The following is a 23,274-nucleotide window of genomic DNA, read 5'->3' as shown; positions in this document are numbered from 1 at the left end:
GAGATGCATATGAAACGGATAGCCCTCGCGGCCCTGCTGCTGGCCCCGTCCCTGGCGTTCGCCCAAGCCGGCGCGAACTGCCCCACCCTCAACAACGCCGACCTGGCCTGGACCCAGCGCCAGGGCGACGACTACACCCTGTGCTACCTGGAGCTGCCTTCGGCGGTCGCCGCCGGCAAGGGCCTGGGCGTGTACCTGGGTACGCGCAGCTTCAAGCCCGAAAAGAACAACCGCGCCGAGAAGGGCACGGTCGGCACCCAGCAGGTGGTCTGGTACAAGAAGGCCAGCGCCACGCGTCCGTTCTCGCGCGAGGCGATCGTCGCGCTGCCGGGCGACAAGCCCAAGAGCAAGGTCCGGGTCTACGTCTGGATCGACGCGGCCAGCCAGGCCGAGCTCAACGAGGCTTTCGGCCTGGCCAAGCAGCTCGCGGTGAAGTGATCGCGCGCGGCGCGGCGGACTCCGGCGCAGGCGCGGAGTCTGCTGCGCTTCAGGCGCGGGCGGCCAAGCTGTCGCCCGCGCTGCGTCCAGGACGCGTGCGGCCGCCGATGCGCGCACGCGATTCCGACACGGGTTCGCGGACGCTGTCGAAACGGTAACCTCCGCCCGCGCATGCTTTCCGCCTCCGAACCCGTCACCATCGCCCCATGACCATCCTCGTCACCGGCGCCGCCGGTTTCATCGGCAGCTACGTCTGCCGCGCCCTGCGCGCCCGCGGCCAGGCCGTGGTCGGGCTGGACAACTACAACGACTACTACGACCCGCAGCTCAAGCGCGACCGCGTCGCCGCGCTGTGCGCGGACGTCGACATCCGCGTCCTCGACCTGGGCGACCGCGACGGCCTGGCCGCCTTGTTCGACGAGGTCGCGCCGACCCAGGTGATCCACCTGGCCGCGCAGGCCGGCGTGCGCTACTCGCTCACCCATCCGCACGCCTACGTCGACAGCAACCTGGCCGGCTTCGTGAACCTGTTGGAGCTGTGCCGCCACCGCGGCGTGCAGCATCTGGTCTACGCCAGCTCGTCCTCGGTCTACGGCGATTCGGCGGTGGCGCCGTTCTCGGAAGACCAGCGCGTGGACCGGCCGCGTTCGCTGTACGCGGCCACCAAGGCCGCCAACGAGCTGATGGCGCACACCTACGCCCACCTCTACGGCCTGCACGCCACCGGCCTGCGCTTCTTCACCGTCTACGGCCCCTGGGGCCGCCCCGACATGGCGCCGCTGCTGTTCTCGCGCGCGGTGCTGGCGGGGCGCCCGATCGAGGTCTTCAACCACGGCCGCATGCGCCGCGACTTCACCTGGATCGACGACATCGTCGCCGGCGTGCTCGGCGCGCTCGCGCATCCGGCCCAGGACGATCCGCCGCACCGGGTGTTCAACCTGGGCAACCACACCCCGGTCGAGCTGGAGCATTTCATCGGCGTGATCGAGGCCGCGGCCGGCCAGGCGGCCGAAAAGGTCTACAAGCCGATGCAGCCGGGCGACATGGTCGAGACGATGGCCGATACTGCGCGCGCCAAGGCGGCGTTCGGGTTCGAGCCGACCACCTCGATCGAGACCGGACTGCCGCAGGTGGTCGCCTGGTGCCGGGACTATTTCGGCGCCAGGGCCTGAACCCTCGCGGCGGCCCCCCACCAGGACGCTTGCGCTCCCGCGCAGGCGCCGTACGCTCTTTCCACCCCTCCGCGCGAGGGGTTCGCACCGCCAATCCCGGCTCCGGTGAGCCGCGACGAGTCCGTTAGATGACCGCAAGCCACACGCCGCACCTGTCCGTCGTCGTTCCCGTGTTCAACGAGCAGGACAACGTCGCCCCGCTGATCCACGAGATCACCGCCGCGCTGCGCGGCCGCGCGCCCGAGGACGGCGGCGATTTCGAGATCGTCTACGTCGACGACCGTTCGCGCGACGGCACCCTGGACGCGCTGCGCGCGCTGAAGGCGCAGGTGCCCGAGCTGCGCGTGGTCCATCACATCACCCAGAGCGGCCAGAGCACCGCCATCCGCAACGGCGTCAAGGCCGCGCGCGGGCGCTGGATCGCCACCCTGGACGGCGACGGCCAGAACGACCCGGCCGACATTCCCAAGCTGCTGGCCAAGCGCGCCGAATCGGCGCCCGATATCAAGCTGTTCGCGGGCTGGCGGGTGAACCGTCAGGACTCGGGCAGCAAGCGCTGGGCCTCGAAGTGGGCCAACGCGATCCGCAGCCGCATGCTGCGCGACGACACCCCCGACACCGGCTGCGGCATCAAGCTGTTCGAGCGCGAGGCCTTCCTCGATCTGCCGCACTTCAACCACATGCACCGTTACCTGCCGGCGCTGATGCAGCGCGCGGGTTGGAAGACGGTGAGCGTGCCGGTCAACCACCGCGCGCGCTCCACCGGCGTGTCCAAGTACAACAATCTCAACCGCGCGTTGGTCGGCATCAGCGACCTGCGCGGCGTCGCCTGGCTGATCAAGCGCGGCAAGGTCACCGCCACCGAAGAGGTCTGAGCCGCATGGACTTCATGAATTCGCCGATCGAATGGCTGGCCTGGACCGGCCTGCACATGTCGCCGTGGAAGCTGATCGGCCTGACCGGCGCCTTGATGTTCGGCGGCCGCTGGCTGGTGCAGTTCGTGGCCAGCAAGCGCCACGGCAAGCCGGTGATTCCGCGCGCGTTCTGGTACATGAGCCTGGTCGGCAGCGCGATGACATTGAGCTACTTCGTGTTCTCGCAGAAGCAGGACTCGGTGGGCGTGATCCAGAACCTGTTCCCGGCCTTCACCGCCGCCTACAGCCTGTACCTGGACATCAAGCACCGCGGCTGGCACCGGGATCGCGCCGGGCACTGAGCTCGGAGAGTCCCAGCGGCGCAGTGCGCCTACGGCTTACCGCACCGTACCCGTGCGGCCGTAGGTTGCGATGACAACCGCACCATCGCGCGCCCTCAGTCGTAGTGTTCGATCTCGTCCGGCATCCGGACCCAGGCGTGCCGGCGGACCTCGTAGACCGAATGGCGCGGCGGCGGAAACCCCGGATCGGCGAAGGCGCCCACCGCGACCGAGATCGAGTCCGGCATCGACTGCGGCTCCCAGTACACGGTCGAGCCGCAGGCGGGGCAGAAGTGGAAGCGGGCCGTGGTGCCGCTGTCGCCGGTGCGCTCGAAACGCCCGGACTCGCCCTCCAGCCGCCGCACCCGCTCGCGCGGGTAGCGCGCCTGCACCGCGAACACGCTGCCGGTACGGCGCTGGCACTCCAGGCAGTGGCAGACCGAGATCCGCACCGGCTCGCCCTCGCAGGCCACGCGCAGCTGACCGCAGGAACAGGTGGCTAGACGGATCATGGGCGCCTCGGGTCGGTCTGGGAGGGGGCTACGGCGCAAAGATACCGCGACGGCCGGCCCGGACGCCCCTGCCCGGCGCCCAAGTGCTTGTCTGGGCTCGAATTTGCCGGCATAATGCGCGGCTCGCTGTGTCCGACCCACCCTTAGGGGCAGGTCCGAGCGGTTCCGGAAGCGCGATTTCGGCCGCCTCGATCGGCTGAGGTTTCCACCCGTATCGCGCGCTGTCCGCGGATTTCCGCGCCGACGGCGGGGCCGCCGCCTCCCTGGCCAAGGGAAGCATCCAATCCTTTCGAGGTGCACATGTCCCGCGTATGCCAAGTTACGGGCAAGCGAACGACGACCGGCAACAACGTCTCGCACGCCATGAACAAAACCCGCCGCCGCTTCCTCCCCAACCTGCACGAGCGCCGCTTCTGGGTCGCCAGTGAGAACCGTTGGGTCAAGCTGCGTGTTTCCGCCAACGCCATGCGCACCATCGACAAGAACGGCATCGACGCCGTTCTGGCCGATCTCCGCGCCCGCGGCGAAAAGATCTGAGGACCTGAATCATGGCTTCCAAGCGCGACAAGATCCGTCTGATCTCTTCGGCCAACACCGGTCACTTCTACACGACCGACAAGAACAAGAAGAACACCCCGAACAAGATGGAGGTCAAGAAGTACGACCCCGTCGTTCGCAAGCACGTGATTTATAAGGAAGGCAAGATCAAGTGACCTTTCGGCCCGTTCGCGCAGCGCGCGAACGGCCTTGCCGGAAGGTCATCCCCGCGCAGGCGGGGATCCAGGCCTCCGAGAAACCCGCCCGCAAGGCGGGTTTCTTTTTGTCCGCGATTTGAGTTCCTCGCAGCATTTAGGCCAGAGAACCCTCTCGCTGAAGTCGCTGGAGGTTCGGCTACGCCGACGTAAAGCGGCGCCCGCTTTCGCGGGAATGACAACATAAAGCGGTACCACCGCGCCGCAATGAGCCTTCGACGAGCCGCCTCTTTTTAGCCCCTCTCCCGCTCGCGGGAGAGGGGTTGGGGTGAGGGCCGCGCCTACGACTTTCGTAGCCCCCCAGCCTGCCCCGCCCCCACCGCCGTACACTCGACTGTCCGAACGCAGAGGGGCCCTGCGGTGATCCCAGGCTGGATATTGCTGCTGGTGTCGGCCGGCTACGTCGGCCTGCTGTTCGCGGTCGCCTACTACGGCGACCAGCGCACCGCGCGTACCCCGAAGCTGCGCTGGCTGCGTCCGGCCGTGTACTCGCTGGCGCTGGCGGTGTACTGCTCGTCCTGGACCTTCTACGGCGCGGTCGGCACCGCCGCGCGCACCGGCCTGGGCTTCCTGCCGATCTATCTGGGCCCGCTGCTGATGCTGGCCTTCGGCTGGCGCATCCTCGAACGCCTGGTGCTGATCTCCGGCGAGCACCGCATCGTCTCGATCGCCGACTTCCTGTCCTCGCGCTACGGCCGCGCGCCCGGCCTGGCCGCGTTGGTGGCGGCGGTCGCGCTGACCGCCGCGGTGCCCTACGTCGCCCTGCAGTTCAAGGCGGTGGCGATGAGCGTGGAGGTGCTGGCCGGCGTGCCCTCCGACGCCAGCCTGCTCGCCGACCCGGCCTTCTATGTCGCGCTGATGCTGGCGGTGTTCGCGATCCTGTTCGGCACCCGCCAGATCGACGCCACCGAACACCACCACGGCATGGTGTTGGCGGTGGCCCTGGAATCGCTGGTCAAGCTGGTCGCCTTCGTCGCCATCGGCGTGTTCGCGCTCGCCCACCTGCCCGGCGACGGCAACCTCGCCGCGCGCGTGGGCCAGGCCGCGCGCGTGGTCACCGCGCCCGGCCTGCCGCCGGGCTTCGTCGCCCAGACCTTGCTGGCCTTCGCCGCGATCCTGTGCCTGCCGCGCCAGTTCCACGTCGCCGTGGTGGAGTGCCAGGACCCGAACGACCTGCGCCCCGCGCGCTGGCTGTTCGGCGGCTACCTCGCTCTGATCAGCCTGCTGGTGGTGCCGATCACCTTGACCGGCCAGGCCGTGCTGGGCGGCACTTCGGTATCGCCGGACACCTACGTGCTGGCCCTGCCGCTGGCGCTGAAGCAGGAAACCCTGGCGCTGATGGTCTACATCGGCGGTTTCTCGGCCGCGACCGGCATGGTGATCGTGGCCAGCGTCGCCCTAGCCACCATGGTCAGCAACGACCTGGTCGTGCCGCTGCTGCTGCGCAGCGGCGCCCTGCGCGAAACCCAGGGCATCGACCGCCAAGTGCTGTGGGTGCGGCGCGCGACCATCCTGGTGCTGGCGATGATGGCCTACGCCTACCATCGCGCCTCGATCGGCGCCGACAGCCTGGCCCAGCACGGCCTGCTCGCGTTCGCGGCGGTCGCGCAGTTCGCGCCGGCGCTGATCGGCGGCCTGTACTGGCGCGGCGCCAGTCGCGCCGGCGCGTTCGCGGGCCTGCTCGCGGGCGCGCTGCTGTGGCTCTACACCCTGCTGCTGCCTGCGCTCGCGCGCGTGGGCTGGCTCGACACCGCCTGGATCGAACACGGCCCGCTGGGCGTGTCCTGGCTGCGTCCGGAGCAGTTGTTCGGGCTCACCGGCTGGGACGCACTCACTCACGGCACCTTCTGGTCGCTGCTGTTCAACATCGGCTTCTTCCTGTTCGTTTCGGTGCGCCAGCGTCCGCGCCTGCAGGACCAACTGCTGGCCGCGACCTATCTGGATCCTTACGTGCAGCGCCCCGCGCTGGGCCCGGGCGGCTGGGCCGGCAGCGTGCGCAGCGGCGAACTGCTGACCCTGGCCGAACGCATCGTCGGCGAGCGCCACGCGCGGCGCGCGTTCGAGGAATACGCGCAGGCGCAGGGCCGCACCTGGCTGCCCGACCAACCCGCCGACCGCGCGCTGGCGCAATTCACCGAACGCCTGCTGGCCTCGGCGATCGGCGCCGCCTCCGCGCGCCTCACCCTGACCAGCGCCTTGCGCGGTTCGGGCATGGAGTTGGGCGAGGTCGTGGCCTTGCTCGACGAGGCCAATCAGGAACTGCGCTTCAACCGCCAGGTGCTGTCGACCACGCTGGAGAACATCAGCCAGGGCGTGAGCGTGGTCGACCGCGACATGCGCCTGGTGGCCTGGAACCGCCGCTATCAGGAATTGTTCGACTACCCCGACGGCATGCTCTACGTCGGCCGCCCGGTCAGCGACCTGATCCGCTGGAACGCCGAGCGCGGCGAGATGGGCGCCGGCGACATCGACGCGCAAGTGCGGCGCCGTCTCGCCCACCTGCGCGCGGGCGCCTCGCACGTGTTCGAGCGCGTGCGCGCCAACGGCCAGGTGATCGAGATGGTCGGCCGCCCGCTGCTGGGCGGCGGCTACGTCACCAGCTACAGCGACGTCACCGACTACAAGCGCGCCGAGCAGGCCCTGCGCGAAGCCAACGAGAACCTCGAGCAGCGCGTCGAACAACGCACCCAGGAAGCCGAGGCCGCGCAGCAATCCAAGACCCGCTTCCTGGCTGCGGTCAGCCACGACGTACTGCAGCCTTTGAACGCCGCGCGCCTGTTCACCACCGCGTTGCGCGAGACCACCGATGCCGACGAGCAGAGCCGCCTGGCCGAACGCGTCGATGCCTCGCTGCGCGCGGCCGAGGATCTGCTGGACGGCCTGCTCGACATCTCGCGCCTGGACGCCGGCGCCCTGCGCCCGGAACCCACCGACTTCGACGCCGGCGAACTGCTGCGCGAACTGGCTGCGCAATACGCGCCCAGCGCGACCGGCCGCGGGCTGCAGCTGCGCGTGCGCGTGCCGCTGGAGGAAATGCCGGTGCGCAGCGATCGCCGCCTGCTGCGGCGCGCGCTGCAGAACTTCATCGCCAACGCCTTCCGTTACACCCGCGAGGGCGGCGTGCTGATGGCCGCGCGCGCGCGCCAGGGCCAAGTCGAACTGCAGGTCTGGGATACCGGCCCCGGCATACCCGAGCATCACCTCGAGCAGATCTTCGACGAGTTCCGGCGCTTCGATCAGCCCGGCGTCGGCGGCGAGCGCGGCCTGGGCCTGGGCCTGTCGATCTGCCAACGCATCGCGCGCACCCTCGACCATCCGCTGCGCGTGCGCTCGCGCGTGGGGCGCGGCAGCGTGTTCTCGATCGCCGTGCCCTGCGGGCGCACCGCGCGCGCGCGCATCGCCGCCGCGCCGGCCATCGCCGACTCGCTGTCCGGCCTGCGCGTGCTGTGCGTCGACAACGACCTGGAGATCCTGGACGGCATGCGCACCCTGCTCAGCCGCTGGCAGGCCACCGCGCTGATCGCGGCCACGGTCGACGAGGCCTTGGCCCTGATGGATCAGAAACCCGATGTCGCGTTGGTCGACTTCCACCTGCACGACCGGCTCGACGGCCTGGGCGTGGTCGATGCCTTGCGCGCGCGCGCCGGACGTACCCTGCCGGCGGCGCTGCTCACCGGCGACGGCAGCGATGCGCTCAAGCTGGCCGCGCGCGAACGCGGTTGCCACGTGCTCACCAAGCCGATCAAGCCAGCTTCGCTGCGCGCGTTCCTGGCCGCGCAGCGGCAGACCGTATCGACTTGAGGGCGCGCCGCAGCGAATCGAATCCGCGCATCAGGGTGGCTGCGTCTGCGTGCAGACCGTGGCTTCGCAGTAACGCCGCAATGCCGGCAACGCGATTTCCCAGTAGTAGTTGATGTGCCCGTACACGGCGTAGTTGCCCAGGTTGCTCAAGGTCAGGTCCACGCGCGTGGCGCCGCCCGAGGGAGCCAGCGCGAAGCGCAGCACGACATGGTGCTCAAGCAGATCGGGAAACACCCGCCGCGACAGCGAACTCCAGTGAGTGTATTGCAGCAGGCGCGGCGGCTCGAAGGCCTGGACCACACCTCGATTTTCGAAACGCAGGCGGCCGTGTAGCAGGCCGCGGAAGACCACCGGACCGCCTGGTGTCCAGTCGGTCCGCACCGCGAACTCCTCGTCCGACATCCAGGCTTCGAGCGCATGCGCTTCGGTCAGGGCAGCCCAGACCACGGCCTGCGGCGCCTGGATCAGGATGGATTTCTCGACCAGCTGAGGGTAGTCGCGTTCCGATGCGACGCTCATGTGCGTGCCTGGTTCGCGAACGAGTGCATCAACCATCACTCCAAGTGACCGCAAGCTCTGTAGGCGTGATCGAAAGGGTCAAGCCCAGCGGGAACTGCGAGCCCTCATCGCGCGTGAGGTCCAGCTCGACCAGGTCGCGGCTCTCGGCTCGGACGCTGAACGCATGGCTCGCGAACGCGGCCACCATGCGCTCGGCGTCGGCAGGCGACCAATACGTCGATACCGCCGCGAACAATCGGCGCAAGGCGATCCGGTTGTCGGGACGTCGATCGGAGGGATAGCGGAGCGTGACGTTCGCCGCCAGATCGACGCAACCCGCGTATTCCACGCTCAGCACGCCGCCATCGGCCATGCGCCAAGACACTTCGTGTCCGTCAGCGCTCACTCGACCGCCGGGATGGCGCGCCGCCCGCTCGGCCAACCGCTTGACCTGGTAGCCCCGGTCGAAACTGCAATCGTCGTCGCCCGCGTGCAGCAACGGGCTCGCGCAGAGGGCGAGCAGCGCGCACAGCATCGATAGCTTGCGGGATCTCACACAGGCTCCGTTACGCATGGCGACTGCCCGGCCGAACTTCGGTATTTCAATCGTACAAGAGCCGCATCGCGCTTGCGCCGCCTGGGCTTTCGTTTGCTGGAAACGCGCCCGCGTTTCTCGCTCCCCATACGATTCATTTTACGACCCTCGGTGAACGGCTGTCGATAAGAAACGCGCGCAAATTCATGCGATCGATAAAGTTTCCGCACGCGAATCGCGCGTCCGGATTTCCAGAGCGATGCCCCTTGAACAGGCCCGAATCCAGCGCCTACCGACAGCGCACTTCCACGCATCCCCTACCTCTGGGCTATTGGAGGGGCACCGTCACCGTGTCGGGCATGCCGCTTGCGGTGCGCCTGCTGATCGAATCGTCGGGCGACGGCATCGCCATCACTGCGGATTTTCCGCAACAAGGACGCGGCGGTTTCGTCTTTACCGAAGCCCAGTACCTGCTGGGCCTGCTCAGTTTCAATAGCCGCTCGCTAGGCCGGTACCGTGGTCAACTGAGCGTGGATGGCAGCCGTATCGATGGCGAGTTTCTGTTTCAGGACCAGCGCCGACCGATGCGCCTGGAGGCGGGCGACGTGGCGCCGACGGCGCCGCTGCGGCCGCAAACGCCGCAACCGCCCTTCGACTACGCCATCGAAGCGATCCGCGTCGCCAACCGCCGCGCCGGCATACAGCTGGCCGGAACCTTGACGATGCCGCGCGCGGGCACCCTGCGGGCGATGGCGCTGCTGATCAACGGATCCGGCGCGTTGGACCGCGACGAAACCGTGTTCGGCCACAAACCTTTCTGGGTGCTGGCCGACCATCTGAGCCGGTGCGGCTACGCCGTGCTGCGGCTGGACGACCGCGGCGTCGGCGAATCCGGCGGCGAGCGGTCGGCGATCACGCTGACCGACGAGGCGCAGGACATGGCCGCTGCATTCGACTTCCTGCTGGCAAGACAGAAGCTGCGATCCGCGCCGGTCGGCCTGATCGGCCACAGCATGGGCGGCGCGATCGGCCAATGGCTCGCGGCGGAGCGCGAGGAGACGGCGTTCCTGATTTCGATGGGCGGCCCCGGACTGCCGATGGGCGAGGTACTGGCGCTACGTGAGGGCGAGGCCCTGCGACGCAGCGGCACGACGACCGACGTCGTCGAGCGTCATATCGCGTTCGCTCGCGCGCTGTTCCGCGAACTCGCCGATATGCCGGCGGATGCGGCGATCGACGCCGAGCGCATCGTCGCCATCGCCCATGCGCACGGCGCCGACGCGACCGCGCAGGCGAATGCCGGCGACTGGCTGGCGCGCTACAACCAAGTCTGGTTCCGCTCTGCGCTGCGCTTCGACCCGGCGCGAACGCTGGCGCGCATTTCGGCGCCGGTGCTGGCGCTCAATGGGGAACGCGACGTGCAGGTCCCCGCAAGGACCAATCTGGAGGCGATCGGTCGGACGCTCGGCGCCACCCAACATCGCGACTGCACCCTGCGGGAACTGCCGGGACTGAATCATCTGTTCCAGTCCTGCATCAGCGGCGAGGCCTACGAGTATCCGATCATCGAGGAGACCTTTTCGCCGCTGGCGCTGGCGACGATAAGCGATTGGCTGGACCGGCGGTTCGCGCCGATCGACGCCGCCGCGGCTTGATCGCGATCGAGTCCGGCGGAGGCGTCCCGCGCCTGCGCCGCGATGGACACTTCGCTACTCGCCCTCTTCGGCCGGCAGCACGATCGCGCCCGGGTCCAAGGCCAGACGTCCGGCGATCAGCACCGCCTGAGTACGGTTGTTGGCGCCCAGCTTGCGCAGGATCGCGGTCACGTGCGCCTTCACGGTCGCTTCGGACACGCCCAGCTCGTAGCCGATCTGTTTGTTGAGCAAGCCCGCGCCCAGCATTTGCAGCACGCGGAATTGTTGCGGCGTCAGATCGCGCAGGCGCTGCGCGGCGTCGTGTTCGTCATCGGCGGCGGCCGGCGCCGACAAGGCCGCGGCCGGCGCCCAGCGATCGCCGGCGAGCACGCTGGCGATCGCCTCGCCCAGGGTGGCCGCATCGGCCGACTTGGGGATGAAGCCGACCGCGCCGTGATCCAGCGCGCGTCGCATCACCGCCGGCTCCTCGCGCGCCGACACCACCACGATCGGCAACTGCGGGTGCAATGCGCGCAGATGCACGAGAGCGCTGAATCCCTGCGCACCGGGCATGTTGAGATCCAGCAGGAGCAGGTCGGCGTCGGACTCCGCTTCGACCAGCGCATACAGCGCATCCACGCTGTCGGCCTCGCGCAGCGACGCATCGGGCAGCACCCGCGCCACCGCGCCGCGCAGGGCTTCGCGGAACAGCGGGTGGTCGTCGGCGATCAGCAGGGTAGCCATGGCTGCGCTCCTGGGTAGGGGTTTTCCTGCGCTACGACGCGGCATCTACCGTCTGTCGCGATAGGTGCCGCGAACGGTTCAATACCTGCATGTTGCCGTATCGAAAAGACCTGAAACGACCCGCTCGTCGTTTGCGCGGCGCGATGACCGCCGCGGAACAGCGCCTTTGGTTGCGTTTGCGGCGACGGCAGATCGAGGGTGTTCGGTTCTATCGGCAAAAGCCGCTCGCGATCTATGTGGTGGACTTCTACGCCGCCGCCGCGATGTTGGTGGTGGAGGTCGATGGAGGGCAGCATTTCGAGCCGGAGGCGTTGGCGGCCGACCGGATACGCGAGGAGGCGCGGGCGGCGATGGGCTTGCGGGTGCTGCGATTCGATAACCGGCAGGTGCTGTTGGAGACCGAGGAGGTGATGGCTGCGATTTGGGCGGCGGTCAGTGAGCGAATGCGTTGACCGCGGGTGGCGGGAAAGCAAATCCCCCCAGCCCCCCTTTTTCAAAGGGGGGAAAGGCAAAGGCGGATTCGGCAGCAATGCGATGTGCGCGAAACCGCGCGAGGCAACGAACAGCGACGCACCAGATCCCCCCCTTTGAAAAAGGGGGGTTAGGGGGGATTTGCTGTTGCCCCTCCCCCTCACTTCCCCAACCTGTCGTTGACCAAACTCTCCACCACCGACGGGTCCGCCAAGGTGCTGGTGTCGCCGAGCTGGTCCGGCGCGTTCTCGGCGATCTTGCGCAGGATGCGGCGCATGATCTTGCCCGAGCGGGTCTTGGGCAGGCCGGGCGCCCACTGCAGGTGATCGGGGGTCGCGATCGGGCCGATTTCCTTGCGCACCCACGCGACCAGTTCCTTGCGCAGGTCCTCGCTGGTCGCTTCGCCGGCGATCAGGGTCACATAGGCGTAGATGCCCTGGCCCTTGAGGTCGTGCGGGAAGCCGACCACCGCCGCCTCGGCGACCTTGGGGTGCAGCACCAGCGCGCTCTCGACCTCGGCGGTGCCGATGCGGTGGCCGCTGACGTTGATCACGTCGTCGACGCGCCCGGTGATCCAGTAGTAGCCGTCGGCGTCGCGGCGGCAGCCGTCGCCGGTGAAATAGCTGCCGGGATAGGTCTTGAAGTAGGTCTCGATGAAGCGCGCGTGGTCGCCGTAGACGGTGCGCATCTGGCCCGGCCAGGAATCCAGCAGCACCAGGTTGCCCTCGGCCGCGCCTTCGAGCACGGCGCCGTTGGCGTCGACCAGGGCCGGCTGCACGCCGAAGAAGGGCTTGGTCGCCGAACCGGGCTTGAGGTCGATCGCACCGGCCAGCGGCGTGATCAGGATGCCGCCGGTCTCGGTCTGCCACCAGGTGTCGACGATGGGACAGCGCGAATCGCCGACGACTTCGTGGTACCAGCGCCAGGCCTCGGGATTGATCGGCTCGCCCACCGAACCCAGCAGGCGCAGCGACTTGCGCGAGGTGCGCGCGACCGGCTCGTCGCCGTCGCGCATCAGGGCGCGGATCGCGGTCGGCGCGGTGTAGAAGATCGTGACCTGGTGCTTGTCGATCACGTCCCAGAAACGCGACACGTTCGGATAGTTGGGCACGCCCTCGAACACCAGCGCGGTCGCGCCGTTGGCGAGCGGGCCGTAGACGATGTAGCTGTGGCCGGTGACCCAGCCGACGTCGGCGGTGCACCAGTAGATGTCGTCCTCGCGCAGGTCGAACACCGCCTCATGGGTATAGCTGGCGTAGACCAGATAACCGCCGGTGGTATGCAGCACGCCCTTGGGTTTGCCGGTACTGCCGGAGGTGTAGAGGATGAACAGCGGATCTTCCGCGCTCATGCGCTCGGGCTCGCAGATCTCGGGCTGGCCGTGGACCACCGCGTCGTACCAGCGGTCGCGCGGCATCTGCATGTCGACCGCGGCGCCGGTATGGCGCACCACCAGCACGGTTTCGACCGAATTGGTGCCCGGCATCTTCAGCGCGGCGTCGACGTTGGCCTTGAGCGGGATCTTCTTGCCGCCACGCAGGCCCTCGTCGGCGGTGATGATGAGCTTGCTGCTGCAGTCGGCGACGCGGTCGGCGATGGAATTGGGCGCGAAGCCGCCGAACACCACCGAGTGGATCGCGCCGACGCGCGCGCAGGCCAGCATCGCGACCACGGCCTCCGGGATCATCGGCAGGTAGATGGTGATGCGATCGCCCTTGCGCACGCCCAGCGCACGCAGGGCGTTGGCGAGGCGGCAGACCCGCGCGTGCAGCTCGCGGTAGGTCACGTGTTCGGCCGGCAGGTTCGGATCGTCGTGCTCGAACAGCAGCGCGGTCTTGTCGCCGCGCGTGGCCAGGTGGCGGTCCAGGCAATTGACGCTGGCGTTGAGCTCGCCGTCCTCGTACCAGCGGATGCGGAAATCGTCGAGGGCGTAGTTGACGTCCTTGATCTTGGTCGGCGGCGTGTACCAGTCCAGACGCTGCGCGACCCGGGCCCAGAACGCCTCGGGCTGCTGCACCGATTCGGCGTACAGGCGCTCGTAGTCTTCCCGCGTGATCCGCGCCTGGGCGGCGAAGTCCGCGACAACGGGATAGACGGTGGCGGATTGGTTCATGGGGCGCTCCGGCGGTTGGACGTGGGACGGGTCAGTGTGGACGGGGTGTGGGCCGACTAAGGTTCGCGCGCAGGCGTGGGCGAACCTCCAGTGTGCCGCATCCGCCACGATAGCCGCCGTGACCGTGGTTTAGACCATGGTCGTATGTGCCATCTGAACACGGCTTTTTACGACCAATGGCGAATGGCCCCTCCCCGGCCTGGCGCGCAGGCTGGCCGCAGTCGCGCGTCCTGCGCGGCATTCCTCGGGAGGGAATCATGTCCATTCGCATCGCATCGCCGGCGGGGAGCGCGATCCGGCGGCGCCCGCTGGCCGCGGCATTGCTGGTCGCACTGTCGTTGCCCGGTATGGCCTACGCCCAGACGGCGAAGGAAAAGGAGCTGGAGGCGCGCGTCGCCCAGCTCGAAGCCATGGTCCAGCAGCTGGTCTCGCAACAGCAGCAGCAACAAAGCCAGATCGCCGAGGTCAAGACCGCTCAGGCCAGCGCGCCGGCGGCACCGGCCGCGGCGCCCGGCAAGCCCGCGCTGCAGACCGCGGCGATCACGCCCGGCGCCAATCCGGGCACCCGCTTCAGCTACGGCGGCTTCATCAAGCTCGACGCCTCGGTCACCCAGACCAACGACGGCGACATCGCCGACGGCTCGGTCGGACGCCTGTTCTACGTGCCCAAGGCGATCCCGGTCGGCGGCGGCCGCACCCGCGAGGGCGGCACCGACACCGACATGGGCGCGAACTTCTCGCGCTTCTGGTTCGCGGCCGACACCGACCTGGACAGCGGCGACAAGCTCAAGGCCTACCTGGAGTTCGACCTGTTCGGCGGCGGCACCACCGCCTTCACCGGCAACGAGATCGCCACCAACACCTACGCGCTCACCCTGCGCCAGGCCTACGTGACCTGGAACAACTGGCTGGCCGGCCAGGCCTGGTCCAACTTCCAGGACACCGCGGCCTTGCCGGACACCGTCGACTTCCTCGGCCCCACCGAGGGCACGGTGTTCGTGCGCCAGGCCCAGTTGCGCTACACCAAGGGCCCGTGGTCGTTCTCGATCGAGAACCCGGAGACCGTGTACACGCCGTTCCGCGGCAACATGGCCCAGGTCGCCGGCGACGACGGCACGATGCCGGACATCACCGCGCGCTACACCGCCAAGGGCGACTGGGGCCACTTCGGCGTCGGCCTGCTCGCGCGCCAGCTCAAGTACCAGAACGGCCCGGCCAACGACAGCAGCACCGGCTACGGCGCCAGCGTCTCGGGCAAGTTCAACCTCGGCAAGAGCGACGACCTGCGCTACATGGTCACCGCCGGCAGCGGCATCGGCCGCTATGTCGGTCTGGCGCTCAACAACGACGCGGTGCTCGACGCCAACGGCGATCTGGAGAACATCGACCTGATCAGCGGCTTCGTCGGCTGGCGCCACGTGTTCAGCCCGAAGCTGCGCAGCAACGTGTTCTATTCGCGCGCGCAGTACGACAACGAGACCGCGCTGACCGGCCTGGGCATCACCAAGTCGGCGCAGTCGGCGCATATCAACCTGATCTATTCTCCCTTGCCCAAGCTCGACGTCGGCGCGGAGCTGATCTGGGGCAAGCGCGAACTCGAGAACGGCGACTCCGGCGAACTCAACCGCCTGCAGACGCACGTCAAGTACAGCTTCTAACCTCTAGGGGAACGCATCATGTCCAGCGTCACCGCTACCGCATCGCCCGGCTCCGGCGAACTCACCAAAGGCCACCGAAAAGTAATTTTCGCGTCCAGCCTGGGCACCGTGTTCGAGTGGTACGACTTCTATCTGTACGGTTCGCTCGCCGTCATCATCGGCAAGCAGTTCTTCGGCGGCCTCAACGACACCAGCCAGTTCATCTTCGCCTTGCTGGCCTTCGCCGCAGGCTTCGCGGTGCGTCCGTTCGGCGCGCTGGTGTTCGGCCGCCTCGGCGACATGATCGGGCGCAAGTACACCTTCCTGGTCACCATCGTAATCATGGGTCTGGCGACCTTCCTGGTCGGCATCCTGCCCAGCTACGCGACCATGGGCATCGCCGCGCCGATCATCCTGATCACGCTGCGCCTGGCCCAAGGCCTGGCGCTGGGCGGCGAGTACGGCGGTGCGGCGACCTACGTGGCCGAGCATGCGCCCAACGGCAAGCGCGGCCTGTACACCAGCTTCATCCAGACCACCGCGACCCTGGGCCTGTTCCTGTCGTTGCTGGTGATCTGGAGCTGCCGCAACTACCTGGGCAAGGAAGCGTTCGAAGAATGGGGCTGGCGCATTCCGTTCCTGGTCTCGGTGGTGCTGCTGGGCGTGTCGGTGTGGATCCGCATGCAGCTGGCCGAATCGCCGCTGTTCCAGCAGATGAAAGCCGAGGGCAAGACCTCCAAGGCGCCGATCACCGAGAGCTTCTTCTCCAAGAACGGCAAGATCGCCCTGCTCGCCCTGCTCGGCGCCACCGCCGGCCAGGCCGTGGTCTGGTACGGCGGCCAGTTCTACTCGCTGTTCTTCCTGACCAAGACCCTGGGCCTGGACCCGAACCGCGCCGACATCCTGATCGCGATCGCGTTGGCGCTGGCCACCGGCGGCTTCATCTTCTTCGGCTGGCTGTCGGACAAGATCGGACGCAAGAAGATCGTGCTCGCGGGCTGTTTGATCGCCGCCGTCACCTACTTCCCGGTGTTCAAAGCCCTGACCCACAACGTCAATCCGGCGTTGGAGTCGGCGGTGGCGAAGTCGCCGGTCACGGTGAGCGCCGACCCGGAGCGCTGCGCGTTCCAGTTCGACCCGGTCGGCAAGGCGACGTTCAAGCAATCCTGCGACATCATCAAGGCGGCGCTGGCCAAGAAGGGCATCCCCTACATCAACGCCCCGGCCGCGGCCGGCAGCGTGGCCACGGTGTCGATCGGCGGCGCCAACCTGAGCAGCTTCGAAGGCGAGGCGCTGGGCAAGGACGAGTTCAAGGCCCAGTCCGACGCGTTCGGCAAGCAGTTGACCGAAGCGCTCAAGACCGCCGGCTACCCGGACAAGGCCGACCCGGCCCAGGTCAATACCCCGGTCGTGGTGGCGCTGCTGACCTTCCTGGTGCTGCTGGTGACCATGGTCTACGGACCGATCGCGGCCTGGCTGGTCGAGCTGTTCCCGACCCGCATCCGCTACACCTCGATGTCGCTGCCTTACCACATCGGCAACGGCTGGTTCGGCGGCTTCCTGCCGTTCACCGCCTTCGCCATCGTGGCGGCCACCGGCAACATCTACAGCGGCTTGTGGTATCCGATCATCATCGCCTCGATGACGGTGGTGATCGGCGCGCTGTTCCTGCCCGAAACCAAGAACGTCGATATCCGCGACTGAGGTCGCCCCCGAACGACCCCACGTCGTATGCGGTAAGGACAACGCCGGCGCAAGCCGGCGTTGTTCTTTGCGACGCCGCCATCGTCGGTCCGCGCGTTCGCGCCGCACCCTTCCGCCGCATGGCGGCTTGGCGCATATTCGCCGCGCGCTTATGCTCCTGGTCCATCGATGCTTACGATGACTGGCAGCCCTTGACGCATGAGCGACCGCGACAAATCCGCACGCAAGGCCCAGCTCAAGGCCTGGAAACAGGCGCAGCGTCAGCGCGCCCAAGCCGAGTTCCCGTTGCCGGACGCGCGCCTGCGCCTGTTTTTCGACGAGGTCGAACGCCTGCGCGCGCGACACGGTTGCTTCCACGATACGCGGCATGCGATGCAATGCATCGATGCGATGGCGCTGAGCGACGAGGAGGCGAACGCCCTGCTCGATTGGTGCCAGGCTTACGGCGGCCACTGCGATTGCGAGATCGCGGCCAACACCCACCAACACTGGCTGGAGTCGCGCGACCGCGCGGCCGCGGCCGATACCGGAGCCTGACATGAAACCGGCGATCCGCCCTTACGACCCGTCCACCGAGTTCTACATCTCCGAGCAATGCCACATCGTCGAGCTGTCCAACAGCGCCGACGATGCCGAGGTGTCGATTGCGCGCGCTAGGGTCGCGCCGGGCGTGACCACGCGCTGGCATCGCCTGCGCGGCACCACCGAGCGCTATGTGATCGCCGAGGGCCACGGGCGCGCCGAGATCGGCGACCTGCCGCCGCAGGAGGTCGGACCGGGCGACGTGGTGCTGATTCCGCCCGACTGCCGCCAACGCATCGCCAACCTGGGCCACGGCGATCTGGTGTTCCTGGCGGTCTGTTCGCCGCGCTTCCGGCCCGAGGCCTACGAGGACATCGACGAAGCGCCGCTGCCCTGCAGCTTCGATGACGCCTAGCGTCGCGCGCCGCGCGGCGCGCGGTCGGCCTTGATCGCGAAACGCCCGCTGTCCGCGAACGCGGCCTCGATGGTGCGCGCCAGGCGCGCGCCGTAGCGGCCGTCGGGATCGAGGTCGGGGTCGTAGATGGTCAGCTCCAGTCCCACCGCTTTCGGGCTGGCCAGCAATGGCGTCAGCAAGGCGCGCAGTTGTCCGAAACTCAGGCCGCGCTCGTTGGGCGAATCCACTGCCGGCATCACCCGCGCATCCAGCACGTCGGCGTCGACGTGGATCCAGTAGCCCTGGGTGTCGGCCGCCTCCAGGCGGGCGCGCGCCTCGGCGCCGGCCGCGTGCGCGTCGCGGCGGATGGTGTCGACGCCGAGCGTGTGGATGCCGGATGCGTCGTAGGACTCGGTCGCCGCGAACTCGCTGTCCGCCGGCGTGCGCGATAGGCCCAGCTGGACCACGTCGGACTCGCGCAGATAGGGCGAGCGGCCGTCGATATCGGTCAGCGCCGCCGGCCCGTGCCCGGTCGCCAGGCCCAGGTCCAGGCCGGCGGCGGTGTAGATGCCCCGGTAGCGCTTGCGGTCGCGCGCGTAGGAATAGTCGTCGTGCGCATCGACGAAGGCCAGGCCGTAGCGACCGCGGCGCTTGAGCGCCAGGCTGGAGCCCAACAGCACGCTGCAGTCGCCGCCCAGCACCAGCACGAACTCGTCGCGGCCCAGCAAGGGTTCCAGGCGGTCGGCCAGCGTGCGCGAGTACGCAGCCAACGCGGTGCCGTTGCGGAAGCCGACCGCGTGGTCGGGATCGGGCGAGTACGCGGGCGCGTCGACGCGGCCACCCTCGCGCGCGCCCAGGCGCGCGACCAGGCCGGTGTCGCGCAGGGCCGCGGCGAGTTTGCGCGCACCCGGTTCGACGCCCGGTGCGGGCGGCCGCAGGCCGAGATTGCTGGGCGCGTCGATGACGACGATGCGGGTCATGGGCGCGGCCTTGGCGGTGGGGTTCGAGGCAGCGTCGGCGGAGGCGGTGGGCGCGCAGGCGCCGGTGGCCACGCCCATGCTGGCGGCGAGCAGACCGGTTTCGAGGCAGCGGCGCGCGAGGCGCAGATTCCGGCCCATGACGCATAACCCTTGAAATATGTTTTGACGGTTATATGCGCGCAAGCATAACCTGTCAATATCGCTTAGCAGGTTACGCATGCGCATCGAACACCACGCGTTCAAGCCCGCCGACCTGGTCGCCGGCCACCTCGCGCTCGACCTGGTCAATACGGTCACCGCGCGCGACACGCAGCCGCGCGACTGGCTGGACGACTACGACGCGCTGCTGCGCTGGGCGCGTCAATCCGGCCACTACGCGCGCACCGACCTGGCCCAACTGGAAGACCTGAGCCAGGCCGATCCGGCCAAGGCGGCGGCCGCGCTGGGCCGCTGCAAGACCTTGCGCGAAGCCCTGTGCGCGATCCTGTACGCGCTCTCGCAAGATGCCGCGCCTCCCGCCGAGAATCTGGCGGTGCTGGACAAGGCGCGCCTGGCCGCGTCGGCGGCGGCCCGCCTGGTCGCGCGTCAGGGCCGTCTGCAGGCGGAGTGGTCGGTCGAGCGCTCGGGCCCGGATCTGATCGCGCACACGGTGGTCGCGCATGCGATCGATCTGCTCAAGGATGCCCAGCTCGACCGCCTGCGCATCTGCGACGGCCACGACTGCGGCTGGGTCTTCATCGACACGTCCAAGAACGGGCGCCGGCGCTGGTGCGACATGGCCACCTGCGGCAACGTGGCCAAGGCGCGCCGGCATCAACAGCGCGGTGCTACCGCGCGGTGAATGGCGCAAGACGAGGCGCATGCGCGTCAGCGCCGCGCGACGATGCCGATGCTAGGGTGCGCAGATTCCGGAGTACGCCATGGCCCCGATCCGCACCGCTCTGCTGTCCATCGCGATCCTGATCGGCGTCTGCCCGGCCGCGGCCCTGGCCGCCGACGACATCGACTTCGTGCGCGGCTGTTGGGCCACGCGCGCGACACCGGGCGGCTCGGTCGACGGTTTCCTGCGCCTGCTGCCCGATCGCGAGATCGAAGGCGCGCTTAGCGGCCACGCGATGAGCGCTTACGGCGATCCGCCCGTGTCGCGTCTGGATCTGATGTTCGCGCGCGACGGCAGCACGCTGGGGCTGCGTCGGCCGGTGCCGAACTACCAGGCGCTGGACGCGCGCCTGCTCAGCCACTATGCGCGCGTGCCGCAGGTGGGCGCCGCGCTGCTGAGCGGCCCGGGCCACGTCGCCGCGTATGCGCAGGATGGCGCGAAGGAGTGGATCGTGGTCAAAGCCCGCGACGAGCGCCTGTCGATCCAACGCGTCGACGGCGACGGGCGCGTGGTCGAGACCTACTTCGACGGCGAACGCGACGGCTGCGATTGAGCCGCGCGGGCAGCGGATCTATTGCGGCGGCGACGCCAGCTCGCGCGCGTCCAGCGTGCCGTCGCGGTTGCGGTCCTGCTTGCGGAAGGTTTCGGCGAGCTGGGCGCGGTGCTGCTCGCGGGTAAGCGCGGTACCGCCGCGACGACCAGGCGGGAACTCGTTGGGATCGAGCACGCCGTTGCGGTCCTTGTCCATCGCGTCGAAGCCGTAACTCAGCCAGTCCTGGTACTCGAGCAGCGACACCTTGCCGTCGCCGTCGGTGTCCATGCGCGAGAGGTAGTCGCCGGTGGAACGCACCTGGGCCGCAGCGAGGGCGGGCAGCAGCGCGAGCAGACAGGGCGCGAGGGCTGGAAGCAGCGGACGACGCATGCGCGGGAAACCGGATCGGGATGCTGCGCAGCCTGACCTGCGGGCGCGGCGCAGACAAGTCCGGTAACGCGCGGCGTGGGGCACGATTCAGCCGGCGACGCCCCGTCCGGCCCGGGGGCCGGCCGCACGTGGGCGATAACAGGGAATCGCCCGGGGGGAGCTGATCGAATCGCTTACGGCAACACGCAGCAGCCGCCGGTACGGTAGCCGCCGTACTTGCAGCCCGGCTTGGTCGGGCAGCCGGTGTCGGGATCGGTGCCGAACGCCTGTGCGGCACCGAAGCCCAGCGTGCCGACGATCGCGATCGCGAACACGACCGCCTGCAGACGCTTGTTCAGGTTCTTCATCGTTCTCTCCATTGCGATGATCCAACCGCGACATGCCGTTCCGTGGCGCGCAACGCGGTCAGGATGGTGGGCACCTGCTCCTTGGTATCGAGTTTCCCGACATGCGAATAGACGACGCGGCCGTCGCGGTCGACCACGACCAGCAGCGGCACCAGATTGACTTTGAACAAGGCGCGGATCTTCGGCGTCGACAAGGCGACCGGAAAGCCGAAGCCGCGCGCGCGCAGATAAGCGCCCAGGCCGGGCGCGTCCGGGCGCGCAACGCCCAGCATCTGTACCTGCTTGGGATCTAGCCGCTGCAAGCCGCGCGCAAGGTCGAGAATCGCGGGCACCGAGGCCTCGCAAACCGGGCAGCTGGGATCGAAGAAATACAGCACCTGGCGCTCGCCGACGGCACGACCGAGCACGACGGAAGGACCGGAGAGGGTGGTGGCGTCGGCGCTGGGCAGCCAGGTGCCGACCTGCGGCCGGACGCCTTCGTCGATCAGTGCGGCGTAGTCGCGGCGCAGCTGGCGATTCTGCACGCCCAGCACCACGACCAATGCGCAGGCCAGCGCCAAGGCGACATAGGCATAGCTCTCCCTGCGCATACACGCACCTCCCTGTGGCTTACGCCTGCGTATCGCGCGCATGCCGCGCCGATCGCGTCCTGCATCGAAGCTAACACCGCCGACGCGAGCGCCGCAACCGAACGCGTCACAGTGAGACTTCGGTGTGAAGATGCGGCGGCGCGCGGCGCGCAAACAAAAGCCCGCGCATCGCTGCGCGGGCTTCAGGGCGTGCTGCGGCGCGGCAGGATCAGGCGCGCGCGGGCGCCAGTGCGTAACCCTTGAGGCGTGCGGAGAACGCCTCCAGGGCCTGGATGCCGCTGGCCTCGGCCTCGGCGCACCAAGCGTGCAGTTTCTGCAGCGTGGCCTGGGCATCGTGCGAACGATCGTCCAGCACCTGCGCCAGGCGCTGGCGGAAATCGGCCAGGGTGGCCATGCGCGGACGCTCGGCGACCCAGTTCTGCAGACGCTCGCGCGCGTCGCCGTCGAGCCAGCGGCCGCCGTCGGCCAGGCCCTTGCGCAGCTTGCGCGGCAGCGCGCGCATGCGGTCGCCGGCGTTGCCGGCTTCTTCGCGCAGCGCCGGCAGGGTGACGCTGCGGTAGTAATCGGTCATGGCCTGGAAGCGGATCGCGAGCAGGGCTTTGAGGGTTTCGGCGTCCGGCATGGCGATGTTCGGGCGCACATCCAGCGACGGCGCCACCCGCAGCACCTTGGCCAGGCGCAGCTTTTCCAAGCCGCGGATCGCGAACCAGCCGATGTCGAACTCCCACTTGCGCAGGGCGAACTTGGCCGAGCTTGGGAAAGCGTGGTGGTTGTTGTGCAGCTCTTCGCCGCCGATCCAGAAACCCCACGGGGTCAGGTTGGTCGCGGTATCGGCGGTTTCGAAGTTGCGATAGCCCCACCAATGGCCGAGGCCGTTGACCACGCCGGCGGCCCAGAACGGAATCCACAGCATCTGCAGCGCCCAGATCGCCACGCCGGCGAAGCCGAACAGGGCGAAGCTGATCAGCAGCAATAGGGTGGGGCCCTTGGTTGCGTGCGGGGTGTAGAGCTTGCGTTCGATCCAGTCGTCGGGGCAGCCCTTGCCGTACTTCTCGATGTCCTCGCGCTCGCCGCGCGCGGCGCGGTAGAGCTCGACGCCGCGCCACATCACCGTGTCGATGCCCTTGAACTGCGGGCTGTGCGGGTCTTCCTCGGTCTCGCACTTGGCGTGGTGCTTGCGATGGATCGCGGCCCACTCCTTGGTGATCATCGAGGTGGTCAGCCAGGTCCAGAAGCGGAACAGGTGCGCCAACGCCGGATGGAAGTCGACCGAGCGGTGCGCCATCGAGCGGTGCAGGTACAGCGTCACCGACATGATGGTGAGCTGGGTGACCACCAGGAAATAGACGACGAGTTCCCAGAAGCTGGCCTGGATCAGGCCGCCGGCGAGGAAATCGAGCAAGGAAGCGAGCATGGGTGGAACTCCGGGGCGG

At 68.5% G+C, this 23,274-nt stretch carries 25 protein-coding genes; 15 read left to right on the top strand and 10 right to left on the bottom strand.

Annotated features, from left to right (window positions below):
- Nucleotides 1-9: 9 nt before the first annotated feature.
- The 4 genes from ASE43_RS07935 to ASE43_RS07920 all read left to right on the top strand — a co-directional run bounded on the left by ASE43_RS07935 (nucleotide 10) and on the right by ASE43_RS07920 (nucleotide 2,826).
- Nucleotides 10-438: a hypothetical protein gene (locus ASE43_RS07935; protein WP_056177719.1), complete on the top strand. Its 429-nt coding sequence runs from the start codon at nucleotides 10-12 to the stop codon at nucleotides 436-438.
- Between the two features lie 206 nt (nucleotides 439-644).
- Nucleotides 645-1,610, top strand: coding sequence for an NAD-dependent epimerase/dehydratase family protein (locus ASE43_RS07930; protein WP_056177717.1), 966 nt, complete (start codon nucleotides 645-647; stop codon nucleotides 1,608-1,610).
- Nucleotides 1,611-1,738: 128 nt separating this feature from the next.
- On the top strand, nucleotides 1,739-2,485 hold the full coding sequence (locus ASE43_RS07925) for a glycosyltransferase family 2 protein (RefSeq protein ID WP_057160090.1): 747 nt from the start codon (nucleotides 1,739-1,741) through the stop codon (nucleotides 2,483-2,485).
- 5 nt (nucleotides 2,486-2,490) lie between these two features.
- Nucleotides 2,491-2,826 carry a lipid-A-disaccharide synthase N-terminal domain-containing protein gene (locus ASE43_RS07920; RefSeq protein ID WP_056177713.1) on the top strand — a complete coding sequence of 112 codons (336 nt, stop codon included), beginning with the start codon at nucleotides 2,491-2,493 and terminating at the stop codon, nucleotides 2,824-2,826.
- Nucleotides 2,827-2,921: 95 nt separating this feature from the next.
- Here ASE43_RS07920 and ASE43_RS07915 read toward each other — a convergent pair whose 3' ends face one another.
- A complete protein-coding gene (locus ASE43_RS07915) occupies nucleotides 2,922-3,317 on the bottom strand; it encodes a GFA family protein (protein ID WP_056177712.1) in 396 nt (131 codons plus the stop codon).
- 300 nt (nucleotides 3,318-3,617) lie between these two features.
- On the opposite strand from ASE43_RS07915, the gene rpmB reads away from it, so the two are divergent.
- From rpmB to ASE43_RS07900, 3 genes are all read left to right on the top strand, one after another.
- Nucleotides 3,618-3,854 (top strand): 50S ribosomal protein L28, encoded by a 237-nt coding sequence (rpmB, locus tag ASE43_RS07910; RefSeq protein WP_056177711.1) that lies wholly within the window; start codon nucleotides 3,618-3,620, stop codon nucleotides 3,852-3,854.
- Between the two features lie 11 nt (nucleotides 3,855-3,865).
- Nucleotides 3,866-4,030 (top strand): 50S ribosomal protein L33, encoded by a 165-nt coding sequence (gene rpmG / locus ASE43_RS07905; RefSeq protein WP_036168663.1) that lies wholly within the window; start codon nucleotides 3,866-3,868, stop codon nucleotides 4,028-4,030.
- A gap of 399 nt (nucleotides 4,031-4,429) precedes the next feature.
- Complete coding sequence (locus ASE43_RS07900) at nucleotides 4,430-7,870, top strand: PAS domain-containing hybrid sensor histidine kinase/response regulator (RefSeq protein WP_057160089.1); 3,441 nt, start codon at nucleotides 4,430-4,432, stop codon at nucleotides 7,868-7,870.
- 30 nt (nucleotides 7,871-7,900) lie between these two features.
- Here ASE43_RS07900 and ASE43_RS07895 read toward each other — a convergent pair whose 3' ends face one another.
- On the bottom strand, nucleotides 7,901-8,389 hold the full coding sequence (locus ASE43_RS07895) for an SRPBCC domain-containing protein (RefSeq protein WP_057160088.1): 489 nt from the start codon (nucleotides 8,387-8,389) through the stop codon (nucleotides 7,901-7,903).
- Between the two features lie 28 nt (nucleotides 8,390-8,417).
- Nucleotides 8,418-8,924 carry a hypothetical protein gene (locus ASE43_RS07890; RefSeq protein ID WP_157499762.1) on the bottom strand — a complete coding sequence of 169 codons (507 nt, stop codon included), beginning with the start codon at nucleotides 8,922-8,924 and terminating at the stop codon, nucleotides 8,418-8,420.
- Between the two features lie 245 nt (nucleotides 8,925-9,169).
- On the opposite strand from ASE43_RS07890, the gene ASE43_RS07885 reads away from it, so the two are divergent.
- On the top strand, nucleotides 9,170-10,558 hold the full coding sequence (locus ASE43_RS07885; protein ID WP_162258771.1) for an alpha/beta fold hydrolase: 1,389 nt from the start codon (nucleotides 9,170-9,172) through the stop codon (nucleotides 10,556-10,558).
- 54 nt (nucleotides 10,559-10,612) lie between these two features.
- Here the strand turns inward: ASE43_RS07885 and ASE43_RS07880 are convergent, their stop codons facing one another.
- A complete protein-coding gene (locus ASE43_RS07880) occupies nucleotides 10,613-11,281 on the bottom strand; it encodes a response regulator transcription factor (RefSeq protein WP_056177704.1) in 669 nt (222 codons plus the stop codon).
- Nucleotides 11,282-11,370: 89 nt separating this feature from the next.
- Here ASE43_RS07880 and ASE43_RS07875 point away from each other — a divergent pair, with 89 nt between their 5' ends.
- Complete coding sequence (locus ASE43_RS07875; RefSeq protein WP_057160085.1) at nucleotides 11,371-11,733, top strand: endonuclease domain-containing protein; 363 nt, start codon at nucleotides 11,371-11,373, stop codon at nucleotides 11,731-11,733.
- 179 nt (nucleotides 11,734-11,912) lie between these two features.
- On the opposite strand, the gene acs is transcribed toward ASE43_RS07875, so the two are convergent.
- The gene (acs, locus tag ASE43_RS07870) at nucleotides 11,913-13,865 is read right to left on the bottom strand and encodes an acetate--CoA ligase (RefSeq protein ID WP_057160084.1); all 1,953 of its coding nucleotides are present in this window, start codon (nucleotides 13,863-13,865) and stop codon (nucleotides 11,913-11,915) included.
- A 257-nt stretch (nucleotides 13,866-14,122) separates the two neighbouring features.
- On the opposite strand from acs, the gene ASE43_RS07865 reads away from it, so the two are divergent.
- The 4 genes from ASE43_RS07865 (at nucleotide 14,123) to ASE43_RS07850 (ending at nucleotide 18,143) form a co-directional block, all read left to right on the top strand.
- A complete protein-coding gene (locus tag ASE43_RS07865) occupies nucleotides 14,123-15,523 on the top strand; it encodes a DcaP family trimeric outer membrane transporter (protein WP_056177697.1) in 1,401 nt (466 codons plus the stop codon).
- An 18-nt stretch (nucleotides 15,524-15,541) separates the two neighbouring features.
- The gene (locus tag ASE43_RS07860; protein ID WP_056177695.1) at nucleotides 15,542-17,206 is read left to right on the top strand and encodes an MFS transporter; all 1,665 of its coding nucleotides are present in this window, start codon (nucleotides 15,542-15,544) and stop codon (nucleotides 17,204-17,206) included.
- Nucleotides 17,207-17,404: 198 nt separating this feature from the next.
- Nucleotides 17,405-17,743, top strand: a complete 339-nt coding sequence (locus ASE43_RS07855; RefSeq protein WP_057160083.1) for a DUF2695 domain-containing protein — start codon at nucleotides 17,405-17,407, stop codon at nucleotides 17,741-17,743.
- 1 nt (nucleotide 17,744) lies between these two features.
- Nucleotides 17,745-18,143: a cupin domain-containing protein gene (locus tag ASE43_RS07850; protein WP_057160082.1), complete on the top strand. Its 399-nt coding sequence runs from the start codon at nucleotides 17,745-17,747 to the stop codon at nucleotides 18,141-18,143.
- Here ASE43_RS07850 and ASE43_RS07845 read toward each other — a convergent pair.
- Nucleotides 18,140-19,240 (bottom strand): arginase family protein, encoded by a 1,101-nt coding sequence (locus tag ASE43_RS07845; protein ID WP_200956247.1) that lies wholly within the window; start codon nucleotides 19,238-19,240, stop codon nucleotides 18,140-18,142. The genes ASE43_RS07850 and ASE43_RS07845 overlap by 4 nt on opposite strands.
- A 79-nt stretch (nucleotides 19,241-19,319) precedes the next feature.
- Here ASE43_RS07845 and ASE43_RS07840 point away from each other — a divergent pair, with 79 nt between their 5' ends.
- Nucleotides 19,320-19,943 carry a CGNR zinc finger domain-containing protein gene (locus ASE43_RS07840; RefSeq protein WP_057160081.1) on the top strand — a complete coding sequence of 208 codons (624 nt, stop codon included), beginning with the start codon at nucleotides 19,320-19,322 and terminating at the stop codon, nucleotides 19,941-19,943.
- A gap of 79 nt (nucleotides 19,944-20,022) precedes the next feature.
- The gene (locus tag ASE43_RS07835) at nucleotides 20,023-20,535 is read left to right on the top strand and encodes a hypothetical protein (RefSeq protein WP_057160080.1); all 513 of its coding nucleotides are present in this window, start codon (nucleotides 20,023-20,025) and stop codon (nucleotides 20,533-20,535) included.
- Between the two features lie 18 nt (nucleotides 20,536-20,553).
- On the opposite strand, the gene ASE43_RS07830 is transcribed toward ASE43_RS07835, so the two are convergent.
- From ASE43_RS07830 to ASE43_RS07820, 4 genes are all read right to left on the bottom strand, one after another.
- Complete coding sequence (locus ASE43_RS07830; RefSeq protein WP_056177682.1) at nucleotides 20,554-20,904, bottom strand: EF-hand domain-containing protein; 351 nt, start codon at nucleotides 20,902-20,904, stop codon at nucleotides 20,554-20,556.
- Nucleotides 20,905-21,077: 173 nt separating this feature from the next.
- Nucleotides 21,078-21,251 (bottom strand): hypothetical protein, encoded by a 174-nt coding sequence (locus ASE43_RS21800; protein ID WP_157489505.1) that lies wholly within the window; start codon nucleotides 21,249-21,251, stop codon nucleotides 21,078-21,080.
- The gene (locus tag ASE43_RS22130; protein ID WP_057160079.1) at nucleotides 21,248-21,841 is read right to left on the bottom strand and encodes a redoxin family protein; all 594 of its coding nucleotides are present in this window, start codon (nucleotides 21,839-21,841) and stop codon (nucleotides 21,248-21,250) included. Before ASE43_RS22130 ends, ASE43_RS21800 begins: the two co-directional genes overlap by 4 nt.
- Nucleotides 21,842-22,049: 208 nt before the next feature.
- The gene (locus ASE43_RS07820) at nucleotides 22,050-23,255 is read right to left on the bottom strand and encodes a fatty acid desaturase (RefSeq protein ID WP_056177678.1); all 1,206 of its coding nucleotides are present in this window, start codon (nucleotides 23,253-23,255) and stop codon (nucleotides 22,050-22,052) included.
- Nucleotides 23,256-23,274: the final 19 nt, after the last annotated feature.

The sequence above is a fragment of the Lysobacter sp. Root983 genome, from assembly GCF_001429345.1.
Lineage (GTDB): Bacteria > Pseudomonadota > Gammaproteobacteria > Xanthomonadales > Xanthomonadaceae > Lysobacter.
This window is presented reverse-complemented; position numbering and strand designations above follow the sequence as displayed.

Bases quoted from the DNA above. Each gene is read 5' to 3' on its own strand.
- ASE43_RS07935 (WP_056177719.1), top strand. From the start codon at position 10: ATGAAACGGATAGCCCTCGCGGCCCTGCTGCTGGCCCCGTCCCTGGCG.
- ASE43_RS07930 (WP_056177717.1), top strand. From the start codon at position 645: ATGACCATCCTCGTCACCGGCGCCGCCGGTTTCATCGGCAGCTACGTC.
- ASE43_RS07925 (WP_057160090.1), top strand. From the start codon at position 1,739: ATGACCGCAAGCCACACGCCGCACCTGTCCGTCGTCGTTCCCGTGTTC.
- ASE43_RS07920 (WP_056177713.1), top strand. From the start codon at position 2,491: ATGGACTTCATGAATTCGCCGATCGAATGGCTGGCCTGGACCGGCCTG.
- ASE43_RS07915 (WP_056177712.1), bottom strand. From the start codon at position 3,317: ATGATCCGTCTAGCCACCTGTTCCTGCGGTCAGCTGCGCGTGGCCTGC.
- rpmB (WP_056177711.1), top strand. From the start codon at position 3,618: ATGTCCCGCGTATGCCAAGTTACGGGCAAGCGAACGACGACCGGCAAC.
- rpmG (WP_036168663.1), top strand. From the start codon at position 3,866: ATGGCTTCCAAGCGCGACAAGATCCGTCTGATCTCTTCGGCCAACACC.
- ASE43_RS07895 (WP_057160088.1), bottom strand. From the start codon at position 8,389: ATGAGCGTCGCATCGGAACGCGACTACCCTCAGCTGGTCGAGAAATCC.
- ASE43_RS07880 (WP_056177704.1), bottom strand. From the start codon at position 11,281: ATGGCTACCCTGCTGATCGCCGACGACCACCCGCTGTTCCGCGAAGCC.
- ASE43_RS07875 (WP_057160085.1), top strand. From the start codon at position 11,371: ATGTTGCCGTATCGAAAAGACCTGAAACGACCCGCTCGTCGTTTGCGC.
- acs (WP_057160084.1), bottom strand. From the start codon at position 13,865: ATGAACCAATCCGCCACCGTCTATCCCGTTGTCGCGGACTTCGCCGCC.
- ASE43_RS07865 (WP_056177697.1), top strand. From the start codon at position 14,123: ATGTCCATTCGCATCGCATCGCCGGCGGGGAGCGCGATCCGGCGGCGC.
- ASE43_RS07860 (WP_056177695.1), top strand. From the start codon at position 15,542: ATGTCCAGCGTCACCGCTACCGCATCGCCCGGCTCCGGCGAACTCACC.
- ASE43_RS07855 (WP_057160083.1), top strand. From the start codon at position 17,405: ATGAGCGACCGCGACAAATCCGCACGCAAGGCCCAGCTCAAGGCCTGG.
- ASE43_RS07850 (WP_057160082.1), top strand. From the start codon at position 17,745: ATGAAACCGGCGATCCGCCCTTACGACCCGTCCACCGAGTTCTACATC.
- ASE43_RS07845 (WP_200956247.1), bottom strand. From the start codon at position 19,240: ATGGGCCGGAATCTGCGCCTCGCGCGCCGCTGCCTCGAAACCGGTCTG.
- ASE43_RS07840 (WP_057160081.1), top strand. From the start codon at position 19,320: ATGCGCATCGAACACCACGCGTTCAAGCCCGCCGACCTGGTCGCCGGC.
- ASE43_RS07835 (WP_057160080.1), top strand. From the start codon at position 20,023: ATGGCCCCGATCCGCACCGCTCTGCTGTCCATCGCGATCCTGATCGGC.
- ASE43_RS07830 (WP_056177682.1), bottom strand. From the start codon at position 20,904: ATGCGTCGTCCGCTGCTTCCAGCCCTCGCGCCCTGTCTGCTCGCGCTG.
- ASE43_RS21800 (WP_157489505.1), bottom strand. From the start codon at position 21,251: ATGAAGAACCTGAACAAGCGTCTGCAGGCGGTCGTGTTCGCGATCGCG.
- ASE43_RS22130 (WP_057160079.1), bottom strand. From the start codon at position 21,841: ATGCGCAGGGAGAGCTATGCCTATGTCGCCTTGGCGCTGGCCTGCGCA.
- ASE43_RS07820 (WP_056177678.1), bottom strand. From the start codon at position 23,255: ATGCTCGCTTCCTTGCTCGATTTCCTCGCCGGCGGCCTGATCCAGGCC.